Source organism: Microcoleus sp. PH2017_28_MFU_U_A (assembly GCF_020738035.1).
Taxonomy (GTDB): domain Bacteria; phylum Cyanobacteriota; class Cyanobacteriia; order Cyanobacteriales; family Microcoleaceae; genus Microcoleus.
This window is the reverse complement of record NZ_JAEQCX010000044.1, coordinates 1-20,599: the sequence shown is the minus strand read 5'-3', so window position 1 is coordinate 20,599 and position 20,599 is coordinate 1. Positions and strand designations below refer to the sequence as shown.

At 46.8% G+C, this 20,599-nt stretch carries 21 protein-coding genes and 1 pseudogene; 10 read left to right on the top strand and 12 right to left on the bottom strand.

The genetic code is table 11. From position 1 onward, the window contains the following. Nucleotides 1-77 precede the first annotated feature (77 nt). Nucleotides 78-713 (top strand): restriction endonuclease subunit R, encoded by a 636-nt coding sequence (locus JGK14_RS09855; protein WP_293180908.1) that lies wholly within the window; start codon nt 78-80, stop codon nt 711-713. 150 nt (nt 714-863) lie between these two features. Here JGK14_RS09855 and JGK14_RS09850 read toward each other — a convergent pair whose 3' ends face one another. From JGK14_RS09850 to JGK14_RS09840, 3 genes are all read right to left on the bottom strand, one after another. Next, the gene (locus JGK14_RS09850; RefSeq protein ID WP_293154020.1) at nt 864-1,199 is read right to left on the bottom strand and encodes a ribulose bisphosphate carboxylase small subunit; all 336 of its coding nucleotides are present in this window, start codon (nt 1,197-1,199) and stop codon (nt 864-866) included. 46 nt (nt 1,200-1,245) lie between these two features. Continuing rightward, the gene (gene rcbX / locus JGK14_RS09845) at nt 1,246-1,659 is read right to left on the bottom strand and encodes a RuBisCO chaperone RbcX (protein WP_293196819.1); all 414 of its coding nucleotides are present in this window, start codon (nt 1,657-1,659) and stop codon (nt 1,246-1,248) included. Between the two features lie 135 nt (nt 1,660-1,794). Further along, nucleotides 1,795-3,225, bottom strand: coding sequence for a form I ribulose bisphosphate carboxylase large subunit (locus JGK14_RS09840; protein WP_293154026.1), 1,431 nt, complete (start codon nt 3,223-3,225; stop codon nt 1,795-1,797). A gap of 541 nt (nt 3,226-3,766) precedes the next feature. Here JGK14_RS09840 and JGK14_RS09835 point away from each other — a divergent pair. Continuing rightward, a complete protein-coding gene (locus JGK14_RS09835) occupies nt 3,767-5,527 on the top strand; it encodes a serine/threonine protein kinase (RefSeq protein WP_293206463.1) in 1,761 nt (586 codons plus the stop codon). A gap of 375 nt (nt 5,528-5,902) precedes the next feature. Here JGK14_RS09835 and JGK14_RS09830 read toward each other — a convergent pair whose 3' ends face one another. Further along, nucleotides 5,903-6,643: an Ig-like domain-containing protein gene (locus JGK14_RS09830; protein WP_293270179.1), complete on the bottom strand. Its 741-nt coding sequence runs from the start codon at nt 6,641-6,643 to the stop codon at nt 5,903-5,905. Between the two features lie 242 nt (nt 6,644-6,885). On the opposite strand from JGK14_RS09830, the gene JGK14_RS09825 reads away from it, so the two are divergent. From JGK14_RS09825 to JGK14_RS09800, 6 genes are all read left to right on the top strand, one after another. Then, nucleotides 6,886-7,383, top strand: coding sequence for a GNAT family N-acetyltransferase (locus tag JGK14_RS09825; RefSeq protein ID WP_293180899.1), 498 nt, complete (start codon nt 6,886-6,888; stop codon nt 7,381-7,383). A gap of 20 nt (nt 7,384-7,403) precedes the next feature. Continuing rightward, nucleotides 7,404-8,612, top strand: coding sequence for a precorrin-6y C5,15-methyltransferase (decarboxylating) subunit CbiE (gene cbiE, locus JGK14_RS09820; RefSeq protein ID WP_325315018.1), 1,209 nt, complete (start codon nt 7,404-7,406; stop codon nt 8,610-8,612). A gap of 170 nt (nt 8,613-8,782) precedes the next feature. Continuing rightward, nucleotides 8,783-9,127: a hypothetical protein gene (locus JGK14_RS09815; RefSeq protein WP_293212094.1), complete on the top strand. Its 345-nt coding sequence runs from the start codon at nt 8,783-8,785 to the stop codon at nt 9,125-9,127. 4 nt (nt 9,128-9,131) lie between these two features. Then, nucleotides 9,132-9,521, top strand: a complete 390-nt coding sequence (locus JGK14_RS09810; protein ID WP_325315017.1) for a hypothetical protein — start codon at nt 9,132-9,134, stop codon at nt 9,519-9,521. Between the two features lie 21 nt (nt 9,522-9,542). Beyond that, the gene (locus JGK14_RS09805; RefSeq protein WP_325315016.1) at nt 9,543-10,571 is read left to right on the top strand and encodes a nucleotidyl transferase AbiEii/AbiGii toxin family protein; all 1,029 of its coding nucleotides are present in this window, start codon (nt 9,543-9,545) and stop codon (nt 10,569-10,571) included. A 123-nt stretch (nt 10,572-10,694) separates the two neighbouring features. Then, on the top strand, nt 10,695-11,081 hold the full coding sequence (locus JGK14_RS09800) for a DUF433 domain-containing protein (protein WP_325315015.1): 387 nt from the start codon (nt 10,695-10,697) through the stop codon (nt 11,079-11,081). A 48-nt stretch (nt 11,082-11,129) separates the two neighbouring features. Here the strand turns inward: JGK14_RS09800 and JGK14_RS09795 are convergent, their stop codons facing one another. From JGK14_RS09795 to JGK14_RS09775, 5 genes and pseudogenes are all read right to left on the bottom strand, one after another. Continuing rightward, nucleotides 11,130-11,483: a XisI protein gene (locus JGK14_RS09795; protein ID WP_293180884.1), complete on the bottom strand. Its 354-nt coding sequence runs from the start codon at nt 11,481-11,483 to the stop codon at nt 11,130-11,132. Continuing rightward, nucleotides 11,458-11,844 (bottom strand): type II toxin-antitoxin system VapC family toxin, encoded by a 387-nt coding sequence (locus JGK14_RS09790; RefSeq protein WP_325315014.1) that lies wholly within the window; start codon nt 11,842-11,844, stop codon nt 11,458-11,460. The genes JGK14_RS09795 and JGK14_RS09790 overlap by 26 nt, the downstream gene beginning before the upstream one ends. Then, complete coding sequence (gene vapB, locus JGK14_RS09785; RefSeq protein ID WP_293326076.1) at nt 11,841-12,068, bottom strand: type II toxin-antitoxin system VapB family antitoxin; 228 nt, start codon at nt 12,066-12,068, stop codon at nt 11,841-11,843. Before vapB ends, JGK14_RS09790 begins: the two co-directional genes overlap by 4 nt. 50 nt (nt 12,069-12,118) lie before the next feature. After that, nucleotides 12,119-12,415, bottom strand: coding sequence for a hypothetical protein (locus JGK14_RS09780; RefSeq protein WP_325315013.1), 297 nt, complete (start codon nt 12,413-12,415; stop codon nt 12,119-12,121). Between the two features lie 263 nt (nt 12,416-12,678). After that, a pseudogene (locus JGK14_RS09775) lies at nt 12,679-12,828 on the bottom strand (transposase); the annotation flags it as partial. A 21-nt stretch (nt 12,829-12,849) separates the two neighbouring features. Here JGK14_RS09775 and JGK14_RS09770 point away from each other — a divergent pair. Continuing rightward, nucleotides 12,850-14,115: an RNA-guided endonuclease InsQ/TnpB family protein gene (locus JGK14_RS09770; protein WP_325315012.1), complete on the top strand. Its 1,266-nt coding sequence runs from the start codon at nt 12,850-12,852 to the stop codon at nt 14,113-14,115. Here JGK14_RS09770 and JGK14_RS09765 read toward each other — a convergent pair. The 3 genes from JGK14_RS09765 to JGK14_RS09755 all read right to left on the bottom strand — a co-directional run bounded on the left by JGK14_RS09765 (nt 14,107) and on the right by JGK14_RS09755 (nt 19,503). Further along, nucleotides 14,107-15,126 (bottom strand): type IIL restriction-modification enzyme MmeI, encoded by a 1,020-nt coding sequence (locus tag JGK14_RS09765; protein WP_325315011.1) that lies wholly within the window; start codon nt 15,124-15,126, stop codon nt 14,107-14,109. The genes JGK14_RS09770 and JGK14_RS09765 overlap by 9 nt on opposite strands. A gap of 431 nt (nt 15,127-15,557) precedes the next feature. Then, a complete protein-coding gene (gene cphA / locus JGK14_RS09760) occupies nt 15,558-18,269 on the bottom strand; it encodes a cyanophycin synthetase (RefSeq protein WP_293206473.1) in 2,712 nt (903 codons plus the stop codon). Nucleotides 18,270-18,609: 340 nt separating this feature from the next. Further along, entirely contained in the window at nt 18,610-19,503 is an 894-nt protein-coding gene (locus JGK14_RS09755) for a cyanophycinase (protein ID WP_293181166.1), read from the bottom strand. A 322-nt stretch (nt 19,504-19,825) separates the two neighbouring features. Here JGK14_RS09755 and trmD point away from each other — a divergent pair, with 322 nt between their 5' ends. Further along, nucleotides 19,826-20,500 carry a tRNA (guanosine(37)-N1)-methyltransferase TrmD gene (gene trmD, locus JGK14_RS09750; protein WP_293180863.1) on the top strand — a complete coding sequence of 225 codons (675 nt, stop codon included), beginning with the start codon at nt 19,826-19,828 and terminating at the stop codon, nt 20,498-20,500. The last annotated feature ends 99 nt before the right edge of the window (nt 20,501-20,599 follow it).

Genomic DNA, 20,599 nt, shown 5'->3' with positions numbered 1-20,599 from the left:
GGACTGAAGTCCTTACTACAAACCTAGTTTTGTGCATATGTTATAATTACAATAGAGACTTAATTTGTTTGAAGATTATGACAGTTATTAATGCCAAAAACTTAACATTAGGAGAAGTCCACCGTCTTTTCGGCTTACAAAAGCACTACAACAGCTCATTTACCTCGCTGTTATCCCTTGAAGATATAACAGAACACGAACAGCAGGAACTTATACAAATCCGGGATGACTTCGATGACTACATCTCTACCGATCGCGTTTCTGAAGGATTGGTACAAGCTCTGACTACTTTTCCCTTAATGCGATTAGCTGGCTTCTACCGCCCACCTATTAAAATTAGTCTAGAACAAGACATTGCCGAAATTAGCATTGAAGATGAAGACATAATCATTAAAGGGCGGTTTGATATTTTGGCAGTCAATAAATTAAAATCATTAAGAAGTGAAACATCTTTTTGGGTTTTAGTGATTGAAACTAAAAATTCAGGAATCAACGCATTTATGGGTTTATCCCAATTGCTTACCTATGCTTATCAAAATTTAAAATATCAAGACGCAATCTGGGGTTTGACAACCAATGGAATGGAATATCAGTTTGTCAATATCCGTCGTGGAAATCCGCCCACCTATCAGTTAATGCCTTTGCTAAATCTGATGGAACCAGAATCTTCAGTTGTGTTGCTGCAAGTGTTCAAAGCTATTTGCAAGCTCTAACAATCCAATCTTGAAACGGCGGAAGCAGCTTTTATATGTACAGAGGCGGTTTCAACCGCCGAGTCTTCTGCACAAAAAAATGAGGCGGGGAGAATTCCCACGCCTCAATTTTTAGCTAGCTTTTTCTCTACAAAATAGAGTTGTTAAAGCTTAGTAGCCTCTGGTGTTAGGCTTGTGCACGATGAAGCTCAGCACTTGGCACTGCTTCACGTTGTCAAAACCCATGACGCGGATGTAGCAGGTGGGGTTTTCAGAGCGGCAAGCTTGAACTTCAGTCATGATTTCTTGGACGCTGCGAGCACCAAACAAAGGCAACTTCCACAATGTCCAGTAGCGCATTTCAGCGGCAGAGGTTTCGTTGAATTCTACGCCGGGAATGTAGCCTTGATCCAAGATGTATTGCAGTTGCTTGGCAATTTGGGCGTCTGTCAGCGGGGGCAAATATGACAGAGTTTCGTAACGACGCTCTTTAGGTAAAGTCTTCATTTTTTGTATCTCTAAGGTGTGTGTTCGATTCGCCAAGTGCGATCGATTAACTCGACAAATTATCCAGATTCGGTTCAGAATCTATTGAGGATGTTTCAGGATTGCTGCTAGCCACAGACCAATTAAGCTGCGTAATTCGCTCCAAATGCTGGCGTCTGTGTTCCATATTCGACTGTTGAATGCCAGTACAAACCATTTCTGGCAAAAATTCCGTCACATCGTGCGCCAGATATTCTCGCACCGTCATGATCCGAAATCCTAAATCTTGATTTTCCCTCAGCAGTTCCTCAATGTAAGCTTCTCCATCTTGGATTTTGCCCTTGGTGGAAAAGTCATTCAGCCAGATTGCCAGAGGAGGATTGGTTTCGCTCAACTGAGCTACAACAATCCGCACGGATTGATAGGTTAGGTAACTTGCCAGCACCTTAGCGGTGTCTTTCGCAACTTGTTTGAGATCCATTTGACCCCAGCTCCCTCAAATTTTAGGTTTTGAATTTTAGATTTTGGATGCAAACTTACTTGTAAATCTTCTTCAAAGATAAAGACTTAACAGCAAGTTTGCGACCTAAAACTTAAAATCTCTAACCAAAAATCATCAAACGGTATCCATTGCCTCGAACTCAAACTTGATTTCTTTCCAGAGTTCGCAAGCAACAGCCAATTCAGGGCTCCATTTGCAAGCTTCGCGAATGATGTCTCCGCCTTCGCGCATCAGGTTGCGGCCTTCGTTACGAGCTTGAACGCAAGCTTCCAATGCAACGCGGTTAGCTGCTGCACCAGGTGCGTTACCCCAAGGGTGGCCCAAGGTGCCGCCGCCGAACTGCAAGCAGGAGTCGTCGCCGAAGATTTCAACCAAGGCTGGCATGTGCCAGATGTGGATACCACCGGAAGCAACTGGCATGACACCAGGCATGGAGGCCCAATCTTGGGTGAAGTAAATACCGCGGCTGCGGTCTTCTTCGATGTGGTCTTCGCGCATCAAGTCTACGAAGCCCATCGTGATGCCTTTTTCGCCTTCGAGTTTGCCCACAACTGTACCGGAGTGCAGGTGGTCGCCGCCGGACATCCGCAAGCACTTGGCAAGCACGCGGAAGTGGATACCGTGGTTCTTTTGACGATCGATCACGGCGTGCATAGCGCGGTGAATGTGCAACAGAATACCGTTGCGACGGCACCATTTGGCCAAGCTGGTGTTTGCAGTGAAACCACCGGTTAGGTAGTCGTGCATGATGATGGGGGTTTTGATTTCTTTGGCGAACTCAGCCCGTTCCATCATTTCTTCAAAGGTAGGGGCGGTTACGTTGAGGTAGTGACCCTTGACTTCGCCAGTTTCTGCTTGAGCTTTTTCAATAGCTTCTTGAACGAACAAGAAACGATCGCGCCAACGCATGAACGGTTGCGAGTTGATGTTTTCGTCGTCTTTGGTGAAGTCCAAACCGCCGCGTAGAACTTCGTAAACGGCGCGGCCGTAGTTCTTAGCAGACAGACCCAATTTGGGCTTAATTGTACAACCCAGCAAAGGACGGCCGTACTTGTTCAATTTGTCGCGCTCAACGGTAATACCGTGAGGAGGGCCTTGGAATGTTTTCAGGTAAGCAATGGGAATCCGCAAGTCTTCTAACCGCAGAGCACGCAGAGCTTTGAAACCGAAAACGTTACCAACCAAAGAGGTCAGCAAGTTGGTGACGGAACCTTCTTCAAACAAATCCAAAGGATAAGCGATGAAGCAGATGTATTGGTTGTCTTCACCGGGAACTGGCTCGATGTCGTAGCAACGACCTTTGTAGCGATCGAGGTCGGTCAGGAGGTCAGTCCACACAGTTGTCCATGTACCGGTGGAAGATTCAGCGGCCACAGCAGCTCCAGCTTCTTCTGGGGGAACTCCGGGCTGAGGTGTGACGCGGAATGCTGCCAAAATATCTGTATCTTTCGGCGTGTAGTCCGGTGTGTAATACGTTAGTTTATAGTCTTGAACTCCGGCTTTATACCCAGCCTTTGATTGAGTTTGGGTTTGCGCGTAAGCCATATCTCGCTTCCTAGTATTCGCTTAATTTTTTGGGCCTGATGGCCGGCTCTTAGAAATATATCAATAAAGTGGCGCGTTGAAATTTTAATATTCTTTTAATCATCATAAGTATTGTTTATTTAGCTTTACATTAGGAAATTTTATGTAACATATCTTATCAAACAAAAGTGGCGAAGGATGCAGGGCTAAGGGTTGGGGATCGATGAGATTTTAGATTTTAAATTTTAGATTTTAGATTGGAGAAGGAGAAAAAATTAGTCATAAATACTTAAATCATGGTGGAGATCGATTAAATTTTAGATATTAAATTTTGGGTTGGGGGTAGGAAAAAATTAGTTATAAATACTTATAGAACTCCAAAGGTACGTTGTTGGGCTTCAGCCCTCTTCTAATATATGTAAAGAGGGCTGAAGCCCAACAACGTACCTAAAAGTCGGCAGCATAGCACATAATATGGACAGGACTTGTGCGGCAAACCGGGTTTCTGCGTTAGCTGCACGTAAGTCTACTATGGATATCTAGCCCCATCTTTACTCTGGTTGTGCCTCACCCCCCTTCACAAGCCGTCCACTGCATCAATCCAGATTGCCCAAGGCCTTACCCTCAGACTTGGGGCAACAATTTTTGTCAGAGTTGCGGGACTCCGCTGCGGCTAAAAAATCGCTACATACCTCTACAAGGGCTCGGTACCGGGGGTTTTGCAGCTATCTACACAGTTTGGGACGCAGAAACTCAAACCGAGCGCGTCCTCAAATTGTTGCTCGAAACTTCTCCGAAAGCGCTAAAACTGTTCGAGCAGGAAGCTTGGGTTTTGGCAATTTTGCGGCACCCCGGCGTTCCAAGAGTCGAGCCGGACGGTTATTTTCACGTCCAAACCCAAAATTTGGGAGGCGGGGATGGAAATGCCACAGGGAGGCGCTTACCTTGTTTGGTAATGGAAAAGATTCACGGCAAAACTTTAGAAGAAATTCTTGAAGATCACCCTCAGGGATGTCCGCAGGAATGGGTGTTTAGCTGGCTGAGTCAAGCTGTGCAAATTTTAGAGGAGTTGCATCGGTGTCAGATTATTCACCGCGACATTAAACCCTCCAATTTGATGCTGCGAGACCCGGAGTCGCCCCAAGTGTTGCTGAGCAAGGGTTTGGGCGGTTTGCAATTGGTGACGATCGACTTTGGGGGAGTTAAACAAATGGGCGGTGTCGAACCAATGGGGAAAGATTCTGCTTCTTCGACGCGGTTGATTTCGCCTGGGTACAGCCCGCCGGAACAAATTGTTGGGGGCCAAGTTGTCCCGGCGACGGATTTTTATGCCCTCGGGCGGACTTGCATTCATTTGCTGACGGGGAAGTATCCGGCGGAAATTGAAGATCCGATGACGGGGGAGTTGCGCTGGCGCCACATTGTGTCTGTGAGTCCGGCTTTTGCGAATTTGTTGGATGATATGGTGCGATCGAATATACAGCAGCGTCCGGCTTCGGCTGCGGATGTTCGATCGCGTTTGCAAGATATTTATGCTAAGAGTAAGGGCAAAATTGCGTTAGCCCCAGTCAGTCAAGCTATTGTGGAATTTTGCCGGCAAGTGGTGGTGGCGACGGCGCAAAAAACGGCAAGTTTGACGGTTTTGGTGTTCGGCGCGATCGCCCAACTTGTAGTAGCTTCTCTGGATACGGGCTGGGAAATGGTGCTCGGTGGGGTTGGTGGATCCGCAGGGGCGATCGGCGGTTTGGTTTTGGCCTATGCTTCGCCTATTGGCCCGGAATTTGCGAGTTTTTTGAATGAAGGTTTGCACCAATTAATTCCTTATATGAGTTTTAATGTCGGCCCGGAAGTGCTCTTGTTTGCTTTTGCGGGCTGGGGCACTGCGATAGGTTTGACGGATGCGGGGAGTTTTCGCCAGCAAAAACAGTATTGGCTGTCGGGATTGATGGGTGCTCAGGGCTATTTGTTGGCGAGTTTGTGCTGGATGGAAGCGACTGCTTTTAGCGGCGTGCAGGGGATTATTTTGGGGGCATTTGCGATCGCCACTTTAACGATCGGCATGGGTTTGCGGAGTCACCAATTAGCGCACGCTTTGGTGGTGGCTGCTTGTTCGACGGGAATGTTTCTATTTTTGAATGCTTTGAGCATTTTTCCAGGGAGTTTTTTAGGAATTTTGGATCTTTCGTCTGGTTATCCCTTCGGCTGGTTGCAGATTGGGAGTTCAATTGCATTTTTTGGTTTGTTGGGAAGTGCGATCGGGCTTTGTTTGGGAGTTAGTCATTATTTGGTTGTGCCTTTGTTAAGGTGGTTGGGTTGGAAGTAGGAATTAACTAATTAAATATTCAACATTTCACCTCAAATTCAGATCCCCCTAAATCCCCCTTAGAAAGGGAAACTTTGAGAAGGCTCTTGTCCCCCCGACCTAAGCGGGGTTAGGGGGTTTCTCCGGGTTTTAAAACTCTTGTGGGGTAGGCTTCTAGCCCGCCCCAAAATCTACAATTTAGAGGCTAGACAGCTTATAATCTAATACCGTTTACTTAAGACCGCCCTGAGGGTAAAACCCTATGATAAATAGATACGGAGATTGCTTCGTTCCTCTCTTCGGACTATTCTAAGTAAACCGTATTGGTGTATAAGCAGCAACTGTCAAAATTATGCGGTCGCCTACATTCATAAAAAAGCAACAAAACTTGTTGTTTTATTTGATAGTTAATTGGGCTGATTTTATCCGATCGCCCATTTTACCCGTAATCGCAATCTTTCCGGGGCGCAGCGCCCGAAACGTGCCCGGTTGCGCGCCCATATGATGAAAGGTGCGATCGAGTAACGGCCGCGAATTCGGAGGCTTGGTTGGCGCACCAGGCCCCGGTTCCTGATAATCTGGAGTCCGCAGCCCGAAAGTTAATGGGGGTAGCAAATTGCCTTTTGAATCAGAGGCGATCATTTCAAAGGTAATGCGATCGCCCACGCGCACTGTCGCCACTTCTGGCTGAATCCGAACATCCCAATCTGGCGGATAAACAACACCCGACATCAAGAGTGTTTTTTGTCCTGTTTTTGCCAACACGGTAAACTTTCCCGGCGCAATTCCCGTCACAGTTCCATCTTGGGAAAGTTGGATAACTTTGGTATCTTGTGATGACCAAACTGCTGGTTTTACCAACAATGCGAACTCAGATACTCCGCAATCTGAACCGCTGCCTTCCCCGATTTTTAGTTTAACGTTTTTACCTGCAATTAAAGGGTTAACGTCTTCAAATTTGTAAGCCAGACAAGGAGTTGTTTTAAAGATACCGAGAGTGGTTTTAAAGATGCCTGCCGTCACCACGATCGCATACCACGCGGTACAACCAATTGCTACCAGTACCAGCGCAACTGAGGTTCCGTAGCCGACGGTGATTATTTTTTGTTTTCGATCAAACTGATGCCAGTCTCTCATTGTTCTTTCGATCGCACTTTCCTCAAAAGTTACTTGCCTCTAAGGGCGATCGATCTATTTCTGTATGCCAAAAAAAAAATTGGCATAGGGTTCGATAAAATATATTAAAATTTCGATATTGTCTAGTGCGAGCTTCTAGATCGCACTGTATGGTTAATCGATCGGATATAATATCATGGTAGACTAGATATTTGGTGAATCAGGTTTTATGAATTTGCGAACTGTTGACAAATAGAAGTCCAATGATACTTGAAACTGATAGATTGATTTTGACACCGATTGTAGAGAACGATCTCAACAAGCTGCACGCCATTTTTACCGATTCCTATGTCAGGAGATATTTGTGCGACGGTCAAATTTGGTCGCTAGATCCAGTGGAAGAAATGATCGAACAGAACGAACAACTGTTTGGAGAAAAGAAATTCGGCTTGTGGTTTATCGAGAGAAAGAACGATCGCGAAGTTATTGGATTTGTGGGGTTGTGGTATTTTTTTGAGGAACCGCAGCCGCAGTTGGTCTATGCGCTGTTGCCGAAAGCTATTAAAAAAGGCTACGCTACTGAAGCATCCACGAAAATATTAGAGTATGGTTTTGATGGACTTGGATTAGATTATCTGGTTGCAAGTTGCGATCGCCCAAACATTGAATCATGCAAATTAGCAGCCAGACTCGGGATGAGACAAGTAGAAGAAAGGATTGTCAATGAAAATCCCATATTATTCTTTAGAATCGATAAGTAGTAATTAGCAGTCAGGGCGCAATGCACAAATGGCTTTCGGTGGTGGGAATTGGCGAAGACGGACTTTCGGGATTGAGTTCGATCGCCCTTTCGTTACTCGATCGATCTAAAATCGTTGTCGGTGGCGCGCGTCACCTCGCAATGCTACCCACCGACGACACCCGCGAAAAATTAGTTTGGGCTTCACCACTACAAACCACAGTTGACAGCATCATCAGCCGTCGCCCAGAGGCTGTTTGCGTGCTCGCAAGTGGCGATCCGATGTGTCACGGGATTGGTGTCACGCTGTCGCGCCGGATTCCGATCGCCGAAATGACTGTGATTCCCGCAGCATCGGCTTTTAGTCTGGCTTGCACCCGTTTGGGTTGGCCTCTGGCGGATGTTGAGACTTTCAGCTTAACAAATCGCCCGATCGCCTCGATCGCCCTTAGTTTCTCTCCCGGTGCGCGGTTGCTAGTCTTGAGTGCCGATCGACACACGCCTGAAAAAGTTGCCCAATTGTTGACACAGCGGGGGTTTGGCAGCAGTTTGATGACCGTGTTCGAGCGGATGGGATCGCAGGCGGAACGGCGGATCGAGGGAGTTGCAGCAGCTTGGAATGCGACGGATTTAGCCGATTTGAATGCGATCGCCATTGCAGTTACAGCCGATCGCGAAACTCTGATTGTTTCCCGCACCTCCGGCTTACCGGATGCAGCCTATCGCCACGATGGACAGTTGACAAAACGGGAGGTTAGAGCCGTTACGCTGTCGGCGTTAGCGCCGATTCCGGGGGAGTTGCTGTGGGATGTGGGCGCGGGCTGCGGTTCGATCGCGATTGAGTGGATGCGGAGTCATCGGAGTTGTCGGGCGATCGCGATCGAGCGCCATCCAACTAGACTGGAATATATTGCTGAAAATGCCTCTAATTTGGGTGTTCCCGAGCTCAAAATCGTCACCGGATCAGCACCGGATGCTTTGGCAAATTTGCCGCAACCAAATGCTATTTTCATCGGTGGCGGTGTCACCGCAGAGGCTTTGCTAGAAACTTGTTGGAATGCTTTAGGTGAAGGTGGCCGATTAGTTGTGAATGCGGTGACAATTGAGAGTGAACTTAAGGTTTTGCAATGGCATTCTTTGCATGGTGGGGAACTGATTAGAATTGGGATTCAGCGGGTTGGTGCGATCGGTTCTTTTCAGGGTTGGAAACCGCTTGCACCGGTGACTCAGTGGGCGGTTGTTAAGAGGTAATATCAATTCTGATTGGATCGGATTGATTTAACCACAGAGTACGCAGAGAACACAGAGGAAGAGATCAGAGAGATGAATCATTCCGATGAAGAGCGGATTTAATCTAAAAGGCGATCGATCTTTTTCCTAGAAAGCTATAATCAGTAATATCCTCTGGAATGAAAGTGAAAATGCCAGACGAATCATCTGTAGATCCTTATCTAGATCAACTGTTTGAAGACTATTCCAACACTGAAGTTATTGAACTACAGCAATATCTGTCTGAATGGGATAGAGGAACTTATCGAACTGTAGCCCAAAGTGTGTTAGACCATTCACAAAGAAAAGGATTTGATCCGCTCAAATATCTGCGTAAGGCACACAATTTCAACACTAGAGGTGCTGTAAGAGTTCCTCGCACGGGATATCGGCAGGATGGAGCCGCTGTTTACCGAAAGGGAAATGAGTTTTTAATTGTTCGATCCGATCAGTACGGTGTTGAAAAAATAGTGACTTATGGCATCAATGAGGAATAAAAATATGACACAAGTTCAAAACAAGTTAGCGATTCAGCAAGATATTATTGTGCAACTTTTGGCACAGTTGACGGTTGACTATCAAAACACTAAATCAGAGCGTAAAGAGATAGCCCAGAACTATCTTGGTTCCGAGGAAGAGTTTTCGTTTCTGGAAGAGCTTGAGTTAGTGACAGTCAGTATTCGTGGTTATGCTAGTCAGATTGAGACTAGCGCAGGGGTTGAGCATCGCGAGAAAGCGATCGCAGACTTACATCACCTTCGGGTGTTCGATCGTTCTGCGATTGCTAATTTTTATCATGAGATGCGATCGGGCTATCTTCAAATGCGGTCTTATATCCGAATGCTAGACTATTTGCGACTGCTGGTGTTGGAGTATTTGCAAATGGAATAGAGAAGGAGTTTTGCAAAGAAGATGAACGATAAAGAAATAGCAACCGCATTTAAAATCCCCGCAAAAATGCCATTTCTTGAGGCTATCTGCTGGCAAATTGCTAATGTCAAAAATCTGACTTTCCCGGAAATGCTATGTCGCTACGAATCTGGCTGGCATTATTGGGGAGTTTTGGGAGAACCCAACTCTGAGGAACTAATTTTTATTCAACAAATTAGCCAACACTATCAATCTTGGCTGGTAGCGGAACTATTAAGCATTGGCCAGCCACAAAAAACAGAAAAACGGGTAAATTTGCAACTAATGTTTAAGCGCGAAATTCATCAAAAAATATTAACTGTACTCAGCCACTTGAATGTCGAGTTTTTGCAGGAATGTCGCGCTTATTTTGGTGGCCCAACCCTGATAAGTATGGAACATGAGGAATATCGGTTAAGCCAGGATATTGACTTTATGTGTCCGATGGATGGTGGCTACAGTCTCCTGCGCCGAAAAGTGGCCGAAGCAGGCTATGATGCGATATTTGCTAATCGCAATCGCATTTTTCTCCCCAACGATATTCAATCAAACCAATACGGCATCAGATTTCCAGTTATTGTGGATGATACTACAATTAAATTCGAGATGGTTTGTGAAGGGCGAATTCAGTTTGGCGAACCAAATTATCCTAATTGGTCGCCTGTTCCTTGCTTGAATCAAATCGATAGTATAGCAGAAAAACTGTTAGCAAATGCCGATCGATGGCCGAGCGATCTGGTAAACTCTAGAGATTTAATCGACTTGGCAATTCAAAGGTTAGCGAGTCCGATTCCCCAAGAGGCGATCGACAAAGCTGAAGCAGCTTATCAAGTTATGAAACCGCTAAATCGAGCGATTCAGTATTTCCAAGAGCGTCCCGATTATCGGGAAAAATGCTACGATATTTTAAGTATTGCAGAACCAGATCGAGTTATTGACGGTATCGATTTATTAGCTCAGGATTTAGGTAGGAAAATCACAGTCAGGACATTTTGCGAGACTATTTCTCCGTTTCCTGGATCTTTGTCGTAATATCATGTCCGGGCGATTACATAATAAAAAAGGTTCGTAATGAATCAAACAATAATGAACGCGGGCATCTTCTGTCCACTACGCTAAGATGAAGGCAGATTTACATTGTCTTATGAGGTCGTTATGACCAGTTTGCTATCGTCTACAAGTATTTCTCGCTATGTCACCCGCAATCTTGAAGTTTTGCAGGGGGAACCGATTATTGCAGGTACTCAATTGACTGTACGGGATATTGTGGTGTTTTGGAAATCGGGAATAAAGCCTGAAGAAATCCCACAGAAGTTACTGCAACTCGTGACGGGTGCTCAAGTTTTTGATGCGATTAGCTTTTATCTGGATAATCAGCCAGAAATTGACGATCGGATTGCTTGGTACGAGGCGCGTCCGATGTTGAATATTTCACCTCTTTTGAGATGTAATCCGTTGCTGAATGAAGTCACGAAATATGTTGAAGTATATCGCCGCGATCGAAATGCCGATATCGATTTTCCTGAGTCTGAGACCCTATGACTCAATATGTTCTCGATACCGACCATATCACACTGCTGCAACACTTTCCTATGCAACTCCAAACCCTGTATACTGTCGCGCATAGGGAGGCTGAACTCCTAACACGATCTCTTCTTTGGCAATCCCCATTTCTACTAATTCATCAGCAAAACTTCGATCGGTTTGATTGCGCTGAATCCAAATTTTTCCATCTTTGATATCTAAGTGAATGAAGCAGTTATAAATACGGTCATGTTCATTCCATCCTAAATCGATAACCAAATAGCGATCGCGTTCTTTGTCAAAAACGAATTCTACTTCTATCTGACCATTAATCGGCGGGTCTTCACCCGATTCGAGCAGTAACTTTTCGATGCACTGGCGATAAAAATCTAGTTTATGTCCATAGTCTTTGAACAGCATAAGCATCAAACATTTCATCACGGCTGACTAAAACTAAAGAATGATTAATGGATTGGGCAATTAAAATGCGATCGAATGGATCGCGATGATGAAATGGTAGGTTGCGAACCCGTACAGTATCCGCAAATGAAATTGGCAGTAACAAGATGCCAGCAGCAGGTAACTGAGCTTCGATATCTGCATAGTCTGATTGCAGCGTCAGTTTACCAATGCTGATTTTGATGGCAATTTCCCAAAGACTGGCAATACTCAAATAGACTCTATCGGCGGATTCAATCTGCTCTTTCAATGCAACTGATAGGTTAGGAGCATTTTCTGAAAACCAAATAAAAGTGTGAGTATCGAGGAGCAATGCACTCATTCCATATACTCCTGTAAATCCTCTAATGGTGCATCAAAATCATCAGCAAGGGGTAAGACAAACGTGCCTTTCATCATCCCTGCTAGACGTTTCTTTTGAGGAGGATTTACGGCCACCTCATTATTTGCATATTTTGCAGCCAAGAATTCTACATAGTGCAGCACTTCCTGTTTCAGGGAATCTGGCAATTTGACTAAGGTTTCTAGGATGGTGGTTTCTAGCATTAGATCGCCTCTTGCTGGATAAAATTATGATAACAATTGCCAAGCAAAACTTACCGATCGCTTCCAACTTCCGCCAAATGCCAAAACGTCATCCCATTTTCCGCATGACTGAGCAAAATCCCCAAATCTTCGAGGCTTTCTAGACAGTCGAGAATGACTTTTTGTTTGCGATTTGCGCCTTTGAAATGGGCGGTGACTTGGGCGGCTGTCCATTCGCCGCTTTGGGTGCGGAATAAGTCGCGGATGGCCGAAAGTTGCTCTTTCAGGGTTTTGGGGAAGGGTTGTTGTTCAGTGGGGGCGATCGCGATTTCTGTTTCGGTTATGATACCTGCAAGGGATGGTTGCACGTAGGTTTCGCCGGGGGCTTGGTAGTCGGGACGCAGCCAGCGAATGTGTCCGTTGCGTTCTTCTTCGGCGCGTTGGGCGTTGAGGGTGACGAGGTTTTCGAGGATTTGGTCGTCGGTGAGGGTTGCTTCCCAATCATAGGCGGCAAATACGGCGCGATCGAGTTCGTCGTGGATTTGTTTGAGGGTGGAGACTAGGGCTTTTTGATAGCGCTTCGCTTAACGGGTGGGGAATTGCCACTCTTTAAGTAAACGCGCAGCACAATTTAATTTGGTACTGATTGTTGTTCAACGTATTTTTTTAGCTGTTCAATCGTAACGCCACCACAACTAGCTACAAAATACGAGCCAGTCCAGAACACAGGCTTATAGTAGAAATTGCTGAGATATTCCGAAAATTCTTTGCGGATTAACCGAAAACGATTTAGGATAATGACATGATGATAACGTACCAGTACCGAATTAAGCCTAACTCCGAACAAATTGCCATCATGGACAATTGGTTGGAGTTGTTGCGTCGGCACTGGAATTATGCTTTAGGACAAAGGTTGGACTGGCTACATCGTACTCGTTGCCGGATTGACCGATGCTCAATTATCTCAGAGCCCATTGGCAAAATACCTGAAACCGCCAATTATTACACTCAGCAATCAGCACTCAAGGAAACCAAAAAAATATTTCCTGAGTACAAAGATATTTATTCTGAAGTTCAGCAAATCAATATTCAAAGATTAGAAAAAGCTTGGTGGCGTTGGTTAACACCGGATAAAACCCTTAAACGTGCTGGTAGACCACGCTTTAAAAAGAAAGGTGAATTACGTTCGTTTTGTTTTTCTATAGTCAATCACCCAAAAGCAGCTTGTTTTTTAACAGGAACTACATTACGAATTCCCAGAATTGGAGAAATACCAGTAATTGTACATCGTCCTATTCTTAACGGATTTACACTCAAAACGGCAACCATTGTTAAAAAAGCCGATGGTTGGTATGTTTGCTTAAGCATAGAAGATGGCAGTGTACCGACACTAATGCCAATAGATACCATAAAAACAGCAGTTGGCATTGATGTCGGTTTAGAAAAATTTTTAGCGACATCAGACGGTAAAATTGTCCGGATTCAACAAACAAGAAGAAAAGCTCAAAATCATTTAGGTAGACAACAAAGGAAGTTAGCAAATCAACAAAAAGGCTCCGCCAACTATCAAAAGCAAGCTAATAAGGTCGCCAAAATTCATCAACGAATTCAGAGACAGCGAAAAGATTTTCATTATAAAACAGCACACTTCCTGGTAAGACAATATGACTTAATTGCAGTTGAAGACCTGAATATAAAAGGACTTGCTCGTACTCACTGGGGGAAATCAATTTTAGATGCAGCTTGGGGAAGTTTCATGACGATACTGGAAGCAGTGGCGGTAATACGCGGCGTTCGTGTTGTTAAAGTTAACCCGAATAATACATCTCAAGATTGCTCAGGGTGTGGAGTTAAAGTTAAAAAAGATTTATCAATTAGGTGGCATTCTTGCCCTCATTGCCATACTGAATTAGACCGTGATATTAATGCGGCAATAAATATTTTGCATAGAGCAATTGAGGATTTTAAAGCGGTGGGACTCATCGTTTCTGCTTGTGGAGGCTTAGAGATTACTCAGCCATTGAAACAAGAAGCAAAGGAAATGTTAGCTGGGTTTCAGTTAGAATAATTCTTTTGAAGCCCCCGTTAACCGAAGCGGTATAACGGGGGAGAACGTCACCAACGTCCCAAAAATCGCAGGTTCCACATTGCACCAATCCCGCTTCGCCGCCTGTAACAACACTTCCAACTGCGTCTTTGTCAGCGCAAACGCCTGGGATTCCGCAAACAATCCGCCATTAAACCGCAACAGTTGGCCATGAAAGCCAAAACTCGTCCCCTGATTCATCGCCTCCCACAGCGCCTCTACCTCCGGCTTAAACATCTTCGGATTGAGAATCCAGCGCGTTTCCAGCGCCTGGGTAAACAGATGTTCCTTCAGCAACCCCACATCCTCAGCAAACATGGTGAAAATACAGCGCATCAAAAACTGGGCGACTTGCTGCGGATCGACATTTGCTTCCATCCCCTTCGCCAACTCTGCCAAATCCGCCGCCACTTCCCGCGTCACCCGCGCTGCAATTTTCTCTGGGTTGCGCTGCTGCGGATTGCTAAATATATCGACAAACAGATCGAAAACATCCGGCTTTCGCAACTCTGTCAATCCAATATCTCGCCGCGCCCCATAGCCGCCATAGTCGCCGCTAAAACCCATCCACAATTCAAAATGATCGCCAATATCGCAAGTTAACAAAAACGGCGGTTTGCTGCTGAGATTGCGGGTGTAAGCAACTGCCTGTACAAACGCTTTTTCCATCTCTCGCAAATAGCTATTAGTTCCCCGTTTTGCCGTTCCTTTTTTACCAGTCGTGCCGCCCTGTTTTGCCTCAATCAAAAAATGCTCGGCTTTGTGAAAATCGATAAACCATGAAGTCACTTTCCCGCTGGGGTGAAAGGTTTTGACATCTTTATCAAAGCAGTAAGGATCGTTGGGAATTCTGCCTTTATCGATCGGGCGATCGACTCCCAGCGCATCGCACATTTCCGCAAAAAACAACTGGTAGTTGGCGCGTTCATTGCCGCTAGAACCTGCCCACCGATTGATGAATGTTTCGACTCTGGTGCGATCGACCTCATTCATGCTTCAATCCTGCTACTGCTGGTTTTTTCTAGGACTTATCATATCAAATCTGGTTGTATAATATAGAGGAGACGGCAGTGCCGTGTCCCTACAATATTTGGGTAGGGACACTCCAAGAGCCCATAGGTGTCAACTTAAGCCTGAAAGCCTTGATAAATCTCGTTTTTACCTAAGTCTAGATCCCCCTAAATCCCCCTTAAGAAGGGGGACTTTGAGAAGACTCCTGTCCCCCCCTTCTTAAGGGGGGCTAGGGGGGATCAGGCCTTAATAGTCAAACAGCCGTCTGTGACTGGGTTTGACGTTAAGTTGACACCTATGGGCATTGCCGTCTCCTCATTTCTACTAATTCTAAATTTGAAAAAAATAGGTTGGGTTTAACACAAGTCAACCCAACCTATTAATTAAATGAGACTTAAGACTTTAGCCTTGATTTACACCGAAGTTTTCAAACTGTCGCGCGACTCGGAAACCCGATCGACAATAGCAGCATTTACCGCAGATTCCTTAATCGGTTTCCGGGCTTCAATCAAAGCCAGAGCTTTCGTGACGCCTTCGGGTAAAATCACCACCAAACTGCCTGCTGGTGCTCGATCTAAAGCCTTGTTAACAGCAATTGTCTCGTCGAGAATCAACTCGTATTCAACTTTAGACTTGTCTGGGGTGCGTGCGGCGATCGCCTCTGCAATCCCTTGGCAAATTAACTTGGCCACCACACCGGGTTCTCGCCCGCGCCTGTCAACATCTTCTTTGACAATAATCCGATCGAACATATCGGCAGAAAGTTTGCCCAAAGTGACAAAATCTTCATCTCGTCTATCCCCCGGCGCACCAACTACCCCGATCCGCATTCCTTCCCAATTCTGCACAAAACTACCCAAAGCTTTGTAGCTGTGCGGGTTGTGGGCGTAGTCGAGCAAGGCGTGATAGCTGCCCAAATTAAACAGGTTCATCCGTCCCGGAGTTTGACCGACGGAGGCCTGAAAGCTGGACAAAGCCGATCGAATATCCTCTATTTTCACTCCCTGAGCAAAAGCCGCCAAACAAGCCGCTAAAGCATTCGCAATCATAAACGGCGCCCGCCCGCCCATCGTCAGCGGCACATTCACAGCCTGCTCAATTCTCAGCGTCCAATCGCCTTTGAGGATGGACAAGTAGCCGTTTTCGTAAATTGCTGCCAGCCCGCCCGCAGCGGTGTGTTTGGCAACCAATTCGTTGTCCGGGTTCATTGAAAAATATGCAATTTGAGCCTTGACACGCTGCGCCATTTGTGATACAAGCGGGTCGTCTGCATTCAAAACTGCATAGCCTTTGGGCATTACTGACTCGACGAGGACGCTCTTGAGTTTGGCTAGTTGTTCCACGGTGTCGATGTCGCCGATTCCCAAGTGATCCGCCGCGACGTTCAAGACGACGCCGACATCGCACTGATCGAAGCCCAAGCCCGATCGCAAAATTCCGCCTCTAGCCGTTTCCAGCACCGCCACTTCCACGGTGGGATCGGACAAAATCAAATGAGCGCTCTGCGGCCCAGTATTATCTCCGCTTTCGACTAAATAATCGCCGATGTAAGTCCCGTCGGTAGTCGTGTAGCCAGTAATTTGACCCGTTTGCTTGACAATGTGGGCCAGCAGGCGAGTGGTTGTAGTTTTACCGTTGGTTCCCGTCACCGCTAAAATCGGCACTCGGGTGGGTTGAGGCGAGGGGAACAGCATATCGAATACTGCGCCGGCGACGTTGCGGGGCAAACCCTGGCTCGGGGCGACGTGCATTCTGAAACCCGGTGCTGCGTTGACTTCGACGATGACTCCGTTCGTATCGCGCAGCGGTACGGAAATATCGTCTGTTACCACGTCAATGCCGGCAATGTCCAAACCGATGATTTTGGCGACTCGGGAAAATAGCCAGACGTTTTCTGGGTGGATTTCGTCGGTGCGATCGACTGCAATGCCACCGGTACTGAGGTTTGCTGTCGCGCGCAAGAATACTCTTTCGCCGGCCGGCAATACCGAGTCCATCGCGTAGCCTTGTTTTTGCAGCAAATCGAGGGTCAATTTGTCGATCGTAATTCGGGTGAGCACGTTGTCGTGTCCGTCTCCCCGCTGCGGATCGCGGTTTACTTCTTCAACGAGCTGTTCTACTGTAGACTTGCCATCTCCCACAACGTTAGCGGGGACTCGTTCGGCGACTGCTACGACTTGTCCGTTGACTACTAATACTCTGTGGTCGCGGCCGGTGTAGTAGCGCTCGACAATCACACTCTTGGTTTTTGATGCGTTGCTGGCTAAATCGTAGGCTTCTTCTGCTACTTCCCAGGAGTTGATGTCGATCGTAATTCCGCGGCCGTGGTTGCCGTCTAGCGGTTTGAGGACGATCGGATAACCGCCCACATCTTCGATCGCTCCTTCCAGTTCGTCCAAATAATTAATCACCGTCCCTCTTGGAACCGGTACGCCAGCAGCCCCGAGGATATTTTTGGTACCTTCCTTATCACAGGCTAGTTCTACCCCCAAAACTCCCGTGCGGTTGCTGAGAGTTGCCTGAATCCGCTTTTGGTGCACCCCGTAACCGAGCTGAATCATAAACCGGGCGCTCAAAGGTATCCAGGGAATGCCCCGCGCTTCTGCTTCCTTGATCAGTGTTTCGGTACTCGGGCCCAGGGCCGCCGACAAAGCAAACTCTCTGAGATCTCTCAAATCTTGGGCTAATTCCGCTGCTGGATAGCTTCCAGTATCGGCAATGCTCTGGCACATCCGCACGCCCGCCCGGGTGGCATAGCGACCTGCTTGTTCGTTTTGATACTCGATTACTACCTGGTAAATGCCTGGTGTGGCAGTTTCGCGGGTGCGACCGAACCCGACCGGCATTCCTGCCATTTCCTGAAGTTCTAGGGCTACGTGTTCGATGACGTGTCCCATCATTGTGCCTTCTCTGACCCGTTGCAGGAAGCCTCCCTGATGGCCGGGGGAACAGTGATGGTCGTCCAAACTCGGGAGTGTGGCGGTCAACCCTTCGTAGAAGCCAGGAATTTCAGATGTGGTTTTATCTGCCAACTCCTCTAAATCCAGACGCATGAGGACGAGTTTGTGGCGTCTGATGCTCCAGTAGTTGGGGCCGCGTAACGTCTGGATTTTAAGTATTTTCATGACTGTCAGAGGGGTATGGGTCGCTAAATCTTATAGGTAATTGCAGCATTTATTCAATTTGGAGCTAGATTGCTCGATCGACTGTTCGCTGTGAACAGTTTTGCATTGAATTTCCAGTTATAGGCCGCCAGCGAAAGAAAATTAATGCCCCAGCGATCGGCTAGAAACAAGTGCAGGTAAAGGGCAGGAACCAACTAGAAGCCAGAAGGTAGAATAAGAGTGTGATTCTACCTTCTGGTGTCAGCGCGTGGCTGCTTTGGAATACATCCTTCTGTTGTATCTTTGATTGGGCCCAAATGCCGCATACTTTCTGCCCGATCGATGACTCTGATATCCTGCGTTAGTTTGCTGTGCGGCATTCCAAAGGCCAGCCAGACTCGGAACAGGCTGCCGATGGCATTGGTTTGCCTAGGGGCATATTGTAGCAATCTCCGTGACACAAGACGTGCAAGCGCATATTGAACAGACTTAAGGGTTCTGTCGCTGCTACCATTGCCTCGTTGGTATAAAAACTTTCCCTAGAATCAACAATAGTCACCGTGCCTTTACCTAGAACCTTCATAGTATCGTCTCCCTCAAACAAAGCGCAGGTATCTTCGTCAATACCAATAGCGAGGCGATCGGGATGACAAGCCACAGCCGACAACAAGCGAGCCATGCGGTTACGATTGTGAAAATGCTGGTCTACGATGATATTGGGAATAATGTTAAGTCCGTTTGCCATGTCTACCAAAGAGCGGTTGGGTGACGCGCCGCTTCCGCCACCTGCAATCATGTGATATCCCATTACCGCAGCACCCGCACTGGTGCCGGCGAGGGTAATCTTACCCGAGAGAGTATATTCACGAATTTTTTCCATCAGCGGAGTGTCGGCCAGCAGCCCGCAGAGCCGCAGTTGGTCGCCACCTGTGATGAATACGCCCGTACAGTCTTCCAAGTAATCTTTCCAGACGGGGTTTTCGCCTTGTTCGCGTTCGCGGATGTCAATGACTTTGACGGCACTCACGCCCATTTCGTCAAATATGGTGCGATAGCGGTTGCTAATTCCTTCGGGATCTCGGGAAGCGCAGGGAACGATCGCCAGCCGAGCGTTTGTACCCCCAGCACGGCAAAAAAAGGTATTCAGAATCTCTCGCCCGTGAACCTTGTCTTCGGCTCCTCCGATGACCATAATCGAGGTTTTCGTGCGCTGGGAAAGATTGTGTTCTAGGGCTTGAGATGTCAACTGCTGCATGGTGTGTCTTCCTCTGTGAGATGTGAAATTAAATTTTGCCGTGCCTGTGAGTACAATGGGGCTTTTTAAGAGTAAATATTTTTTGGTGCGAGTAAGGTGCGATCGCGCGATCGCGCAGTTGTTTAAGGGCGATTTTACACAAGTCACCGTCCTGAGAACAGATGATTGTTGTACAAAATCGGCTCGCGGACAAAGGAAGAGAATTTAAGTGGCAAAAATTCTCAGAAATTATAAGAAATTATAAAGAATAAAGCAATTACTGAAAACCGATCGGCCTCTCCGGGTCAAACTAGAGGTGATGTATCAATAAATTCCAATAATTGTGCGATTTGACGTAGTTACCCTGTTTCCAGAATTTTTCCTGGCTCCCCTAGCATCGGGACTCATGGGCAAAGCCTTAGCTAAAAATATTGCTGAGGTAAATTTTGTCAATCCCCGCCATTTTACCACAGACAAGCACCAGCGAGTCGATGACGAACCTTATGGGGGCGGAGTGGGGATGCTGATGAAGCCGGAACCAATTTTTGCTGCGGTGGAATCGCTACCGGTTTTGCCGAGACGGGAGGTGATTTTGCTGACTCCCCAGGGCGAACCGATGCAGCAGCCGATGTTTCGGGAGTTCGCCACCGGGTGCGATCAGTTGGTGTTGATTTGCGGCCATTATGAGGGTGTGGACGATCGAGTGCTGCACTTGGTAACTCGCGAGGTGTCTCTAGGCGATTTTGTGCTCACAGGCGGGGAAATTCCGGCTTTGGCTTTGATTAATGGGGTTTTGCGATTGTTGCGGGGAACCGTGGCCAAGGAAGATTCGCTGAAATTTGAGAGTTTTGAAGACGGACTTTTGGACTATCCGCAGTACACTAGGCCGGCCGATTTTCGGGGATTGAAGGTACCCGACGTGTTGCTGTCTGGTAATCACGCAGAAATTGCTCGCTGGCGCAAGGAACAGCAAATTGAAAGAACTCGATCGCGCCGCCCGGATTTGCTAGCGGATTAAGGCGTTGCTGAACTAGGGTATGATGAAATGGTCGTCGGAGCGTCACAAATCACACACATTTAAAAGGAATATTATGCAATGCCCGGAATGTCAGTCTAC

Excerpts from the sequence above, each read along its gene's own strand:
- JGK14_RS09855 (WP_293180908.1), top strand. The coding sequence starts at position 78 with ATGACAGTTATTAATGCCAAAAACTTAACATTAGGAGAAGTCCACCGT.
- JGK14_RS09850 (WP_293154020.1), bottom strand. The coding sequence starts at position 1,199 with ATGAAGACTTTACCTAAAGAGCGTCGTTACGAAACTCTGTCATATTTG.
- rcbX (WP_293196819.1), bottom strand. The coding sequence starts at position 1,659 with ATGGATCTCAAACAAGTTGCGAAAGACACCGCTAAGGTGCTGGCAAGT.
- JGK14_RS09840 (WP_293154026.1), bottom strand. The coding sequence starts at position 3,225 with ATGGCTTACGCGCAAACCCAAACTCAATCAAAGGCTGGGTATAAAGCC.
- JGK14_RS09830 (WP_293270179.1), bottom strand. The coding sequence starts at position 6,643 with ATGAGAGACTGGCATCAGTTTGATCGAAAACAAAAAATAATCACCGTC.
- JGK14_RS09825 (WP_293180899.1), top strand. The coding sequence starts at position 6,886 with ATGATACTTGAAACTGATAGATTGATTTTGACACCGATTGTAGAGAAC.
- cbiE (WP_325315018.1), top strand. The coding sequence starts at position 7,404 with ATGCACAAATGGCTTTCGGTGGTGGGAATTGGCGAAGACGGACTTTCG.
- JGK14_RS09815 (WP_293212094.1), top strand. The coding sequence starts at position 8,783 with ATGCCAGACGAATCATCTGTAGATCCTTATCTAGATCAACTGTTTGAA.
- JGK14_RS09810 (WP_325315017.1), top strand. The coding sequence starts at position 9,132 with ATGACACAAGTTCAAAACAAGTTAGCGATTCAGCAAGATATTATTGTG.
- JGK14_RS09805 (WP_325315016.1), top strand. The coding sequence starts at position 9,543 with ATGAACGATAAAGAAATAGCAACCGCATTTAAAATCCCCGCAAAAATG.
- JGK14_RS09800 (WP_325315015.1), top strand. The coding sequence starts at position 10,695 with ATGACCAGTTTGCTATCGTCTACAAGTATTTCTCGCTATGTCACCCGC.
- JGK14_RS09795 (WP_293180884.1), bottom strand. The coding sequence starts at position 11,483 with ATGCTGTTCAAAGACTATGGACATAAACTAGATTTTTATCGCCAGTGC.
- JGK14_RS09790 (WP_325315014.1), bottom strand. The coding sequence starts at position 11,844 with ATGAGTGCATTGCTCCTCGATACTCACACTTTTATTTGGTTTTCAGAA.
- vapB (WP_293326076.1), bottom strand. The coding sequence starts at position 12,068 with ATGCTAGAAACCACCATCCTAGAAACCTTAGTCAAATTGCCAGATTCC.
- JGK14_RS09770 (WP_325315012.1), top strand. The coding sequence starts at position 12,850 with ATGATGATAACGTACCAGTACCGAATTAAGCCTAACTCCGAACAAATT.
- JGK14_RS09765 (WP_325315011.1), bottom strand. The coding sequence starts at position 15,126 with ATGAATGAGGTCGATCGCACCAGAGTCGAAACATTCATCAATCGGTGG.
- cphA (WP_293206473.1), bottom strand. The coding sequence starts at position 18,269 with ATGAAAATACTTAAAATCCAGACGTTACGCGGCCCCAACTACTGGAGC.
- JGK14_RS09755 (WP_293181166.1), bottom strand. The coding sequence starts at position 19,503 with ATGCAGCAGTTGACATCTCAAGCCCTAGAACACAATCTTTCCCAGCGC.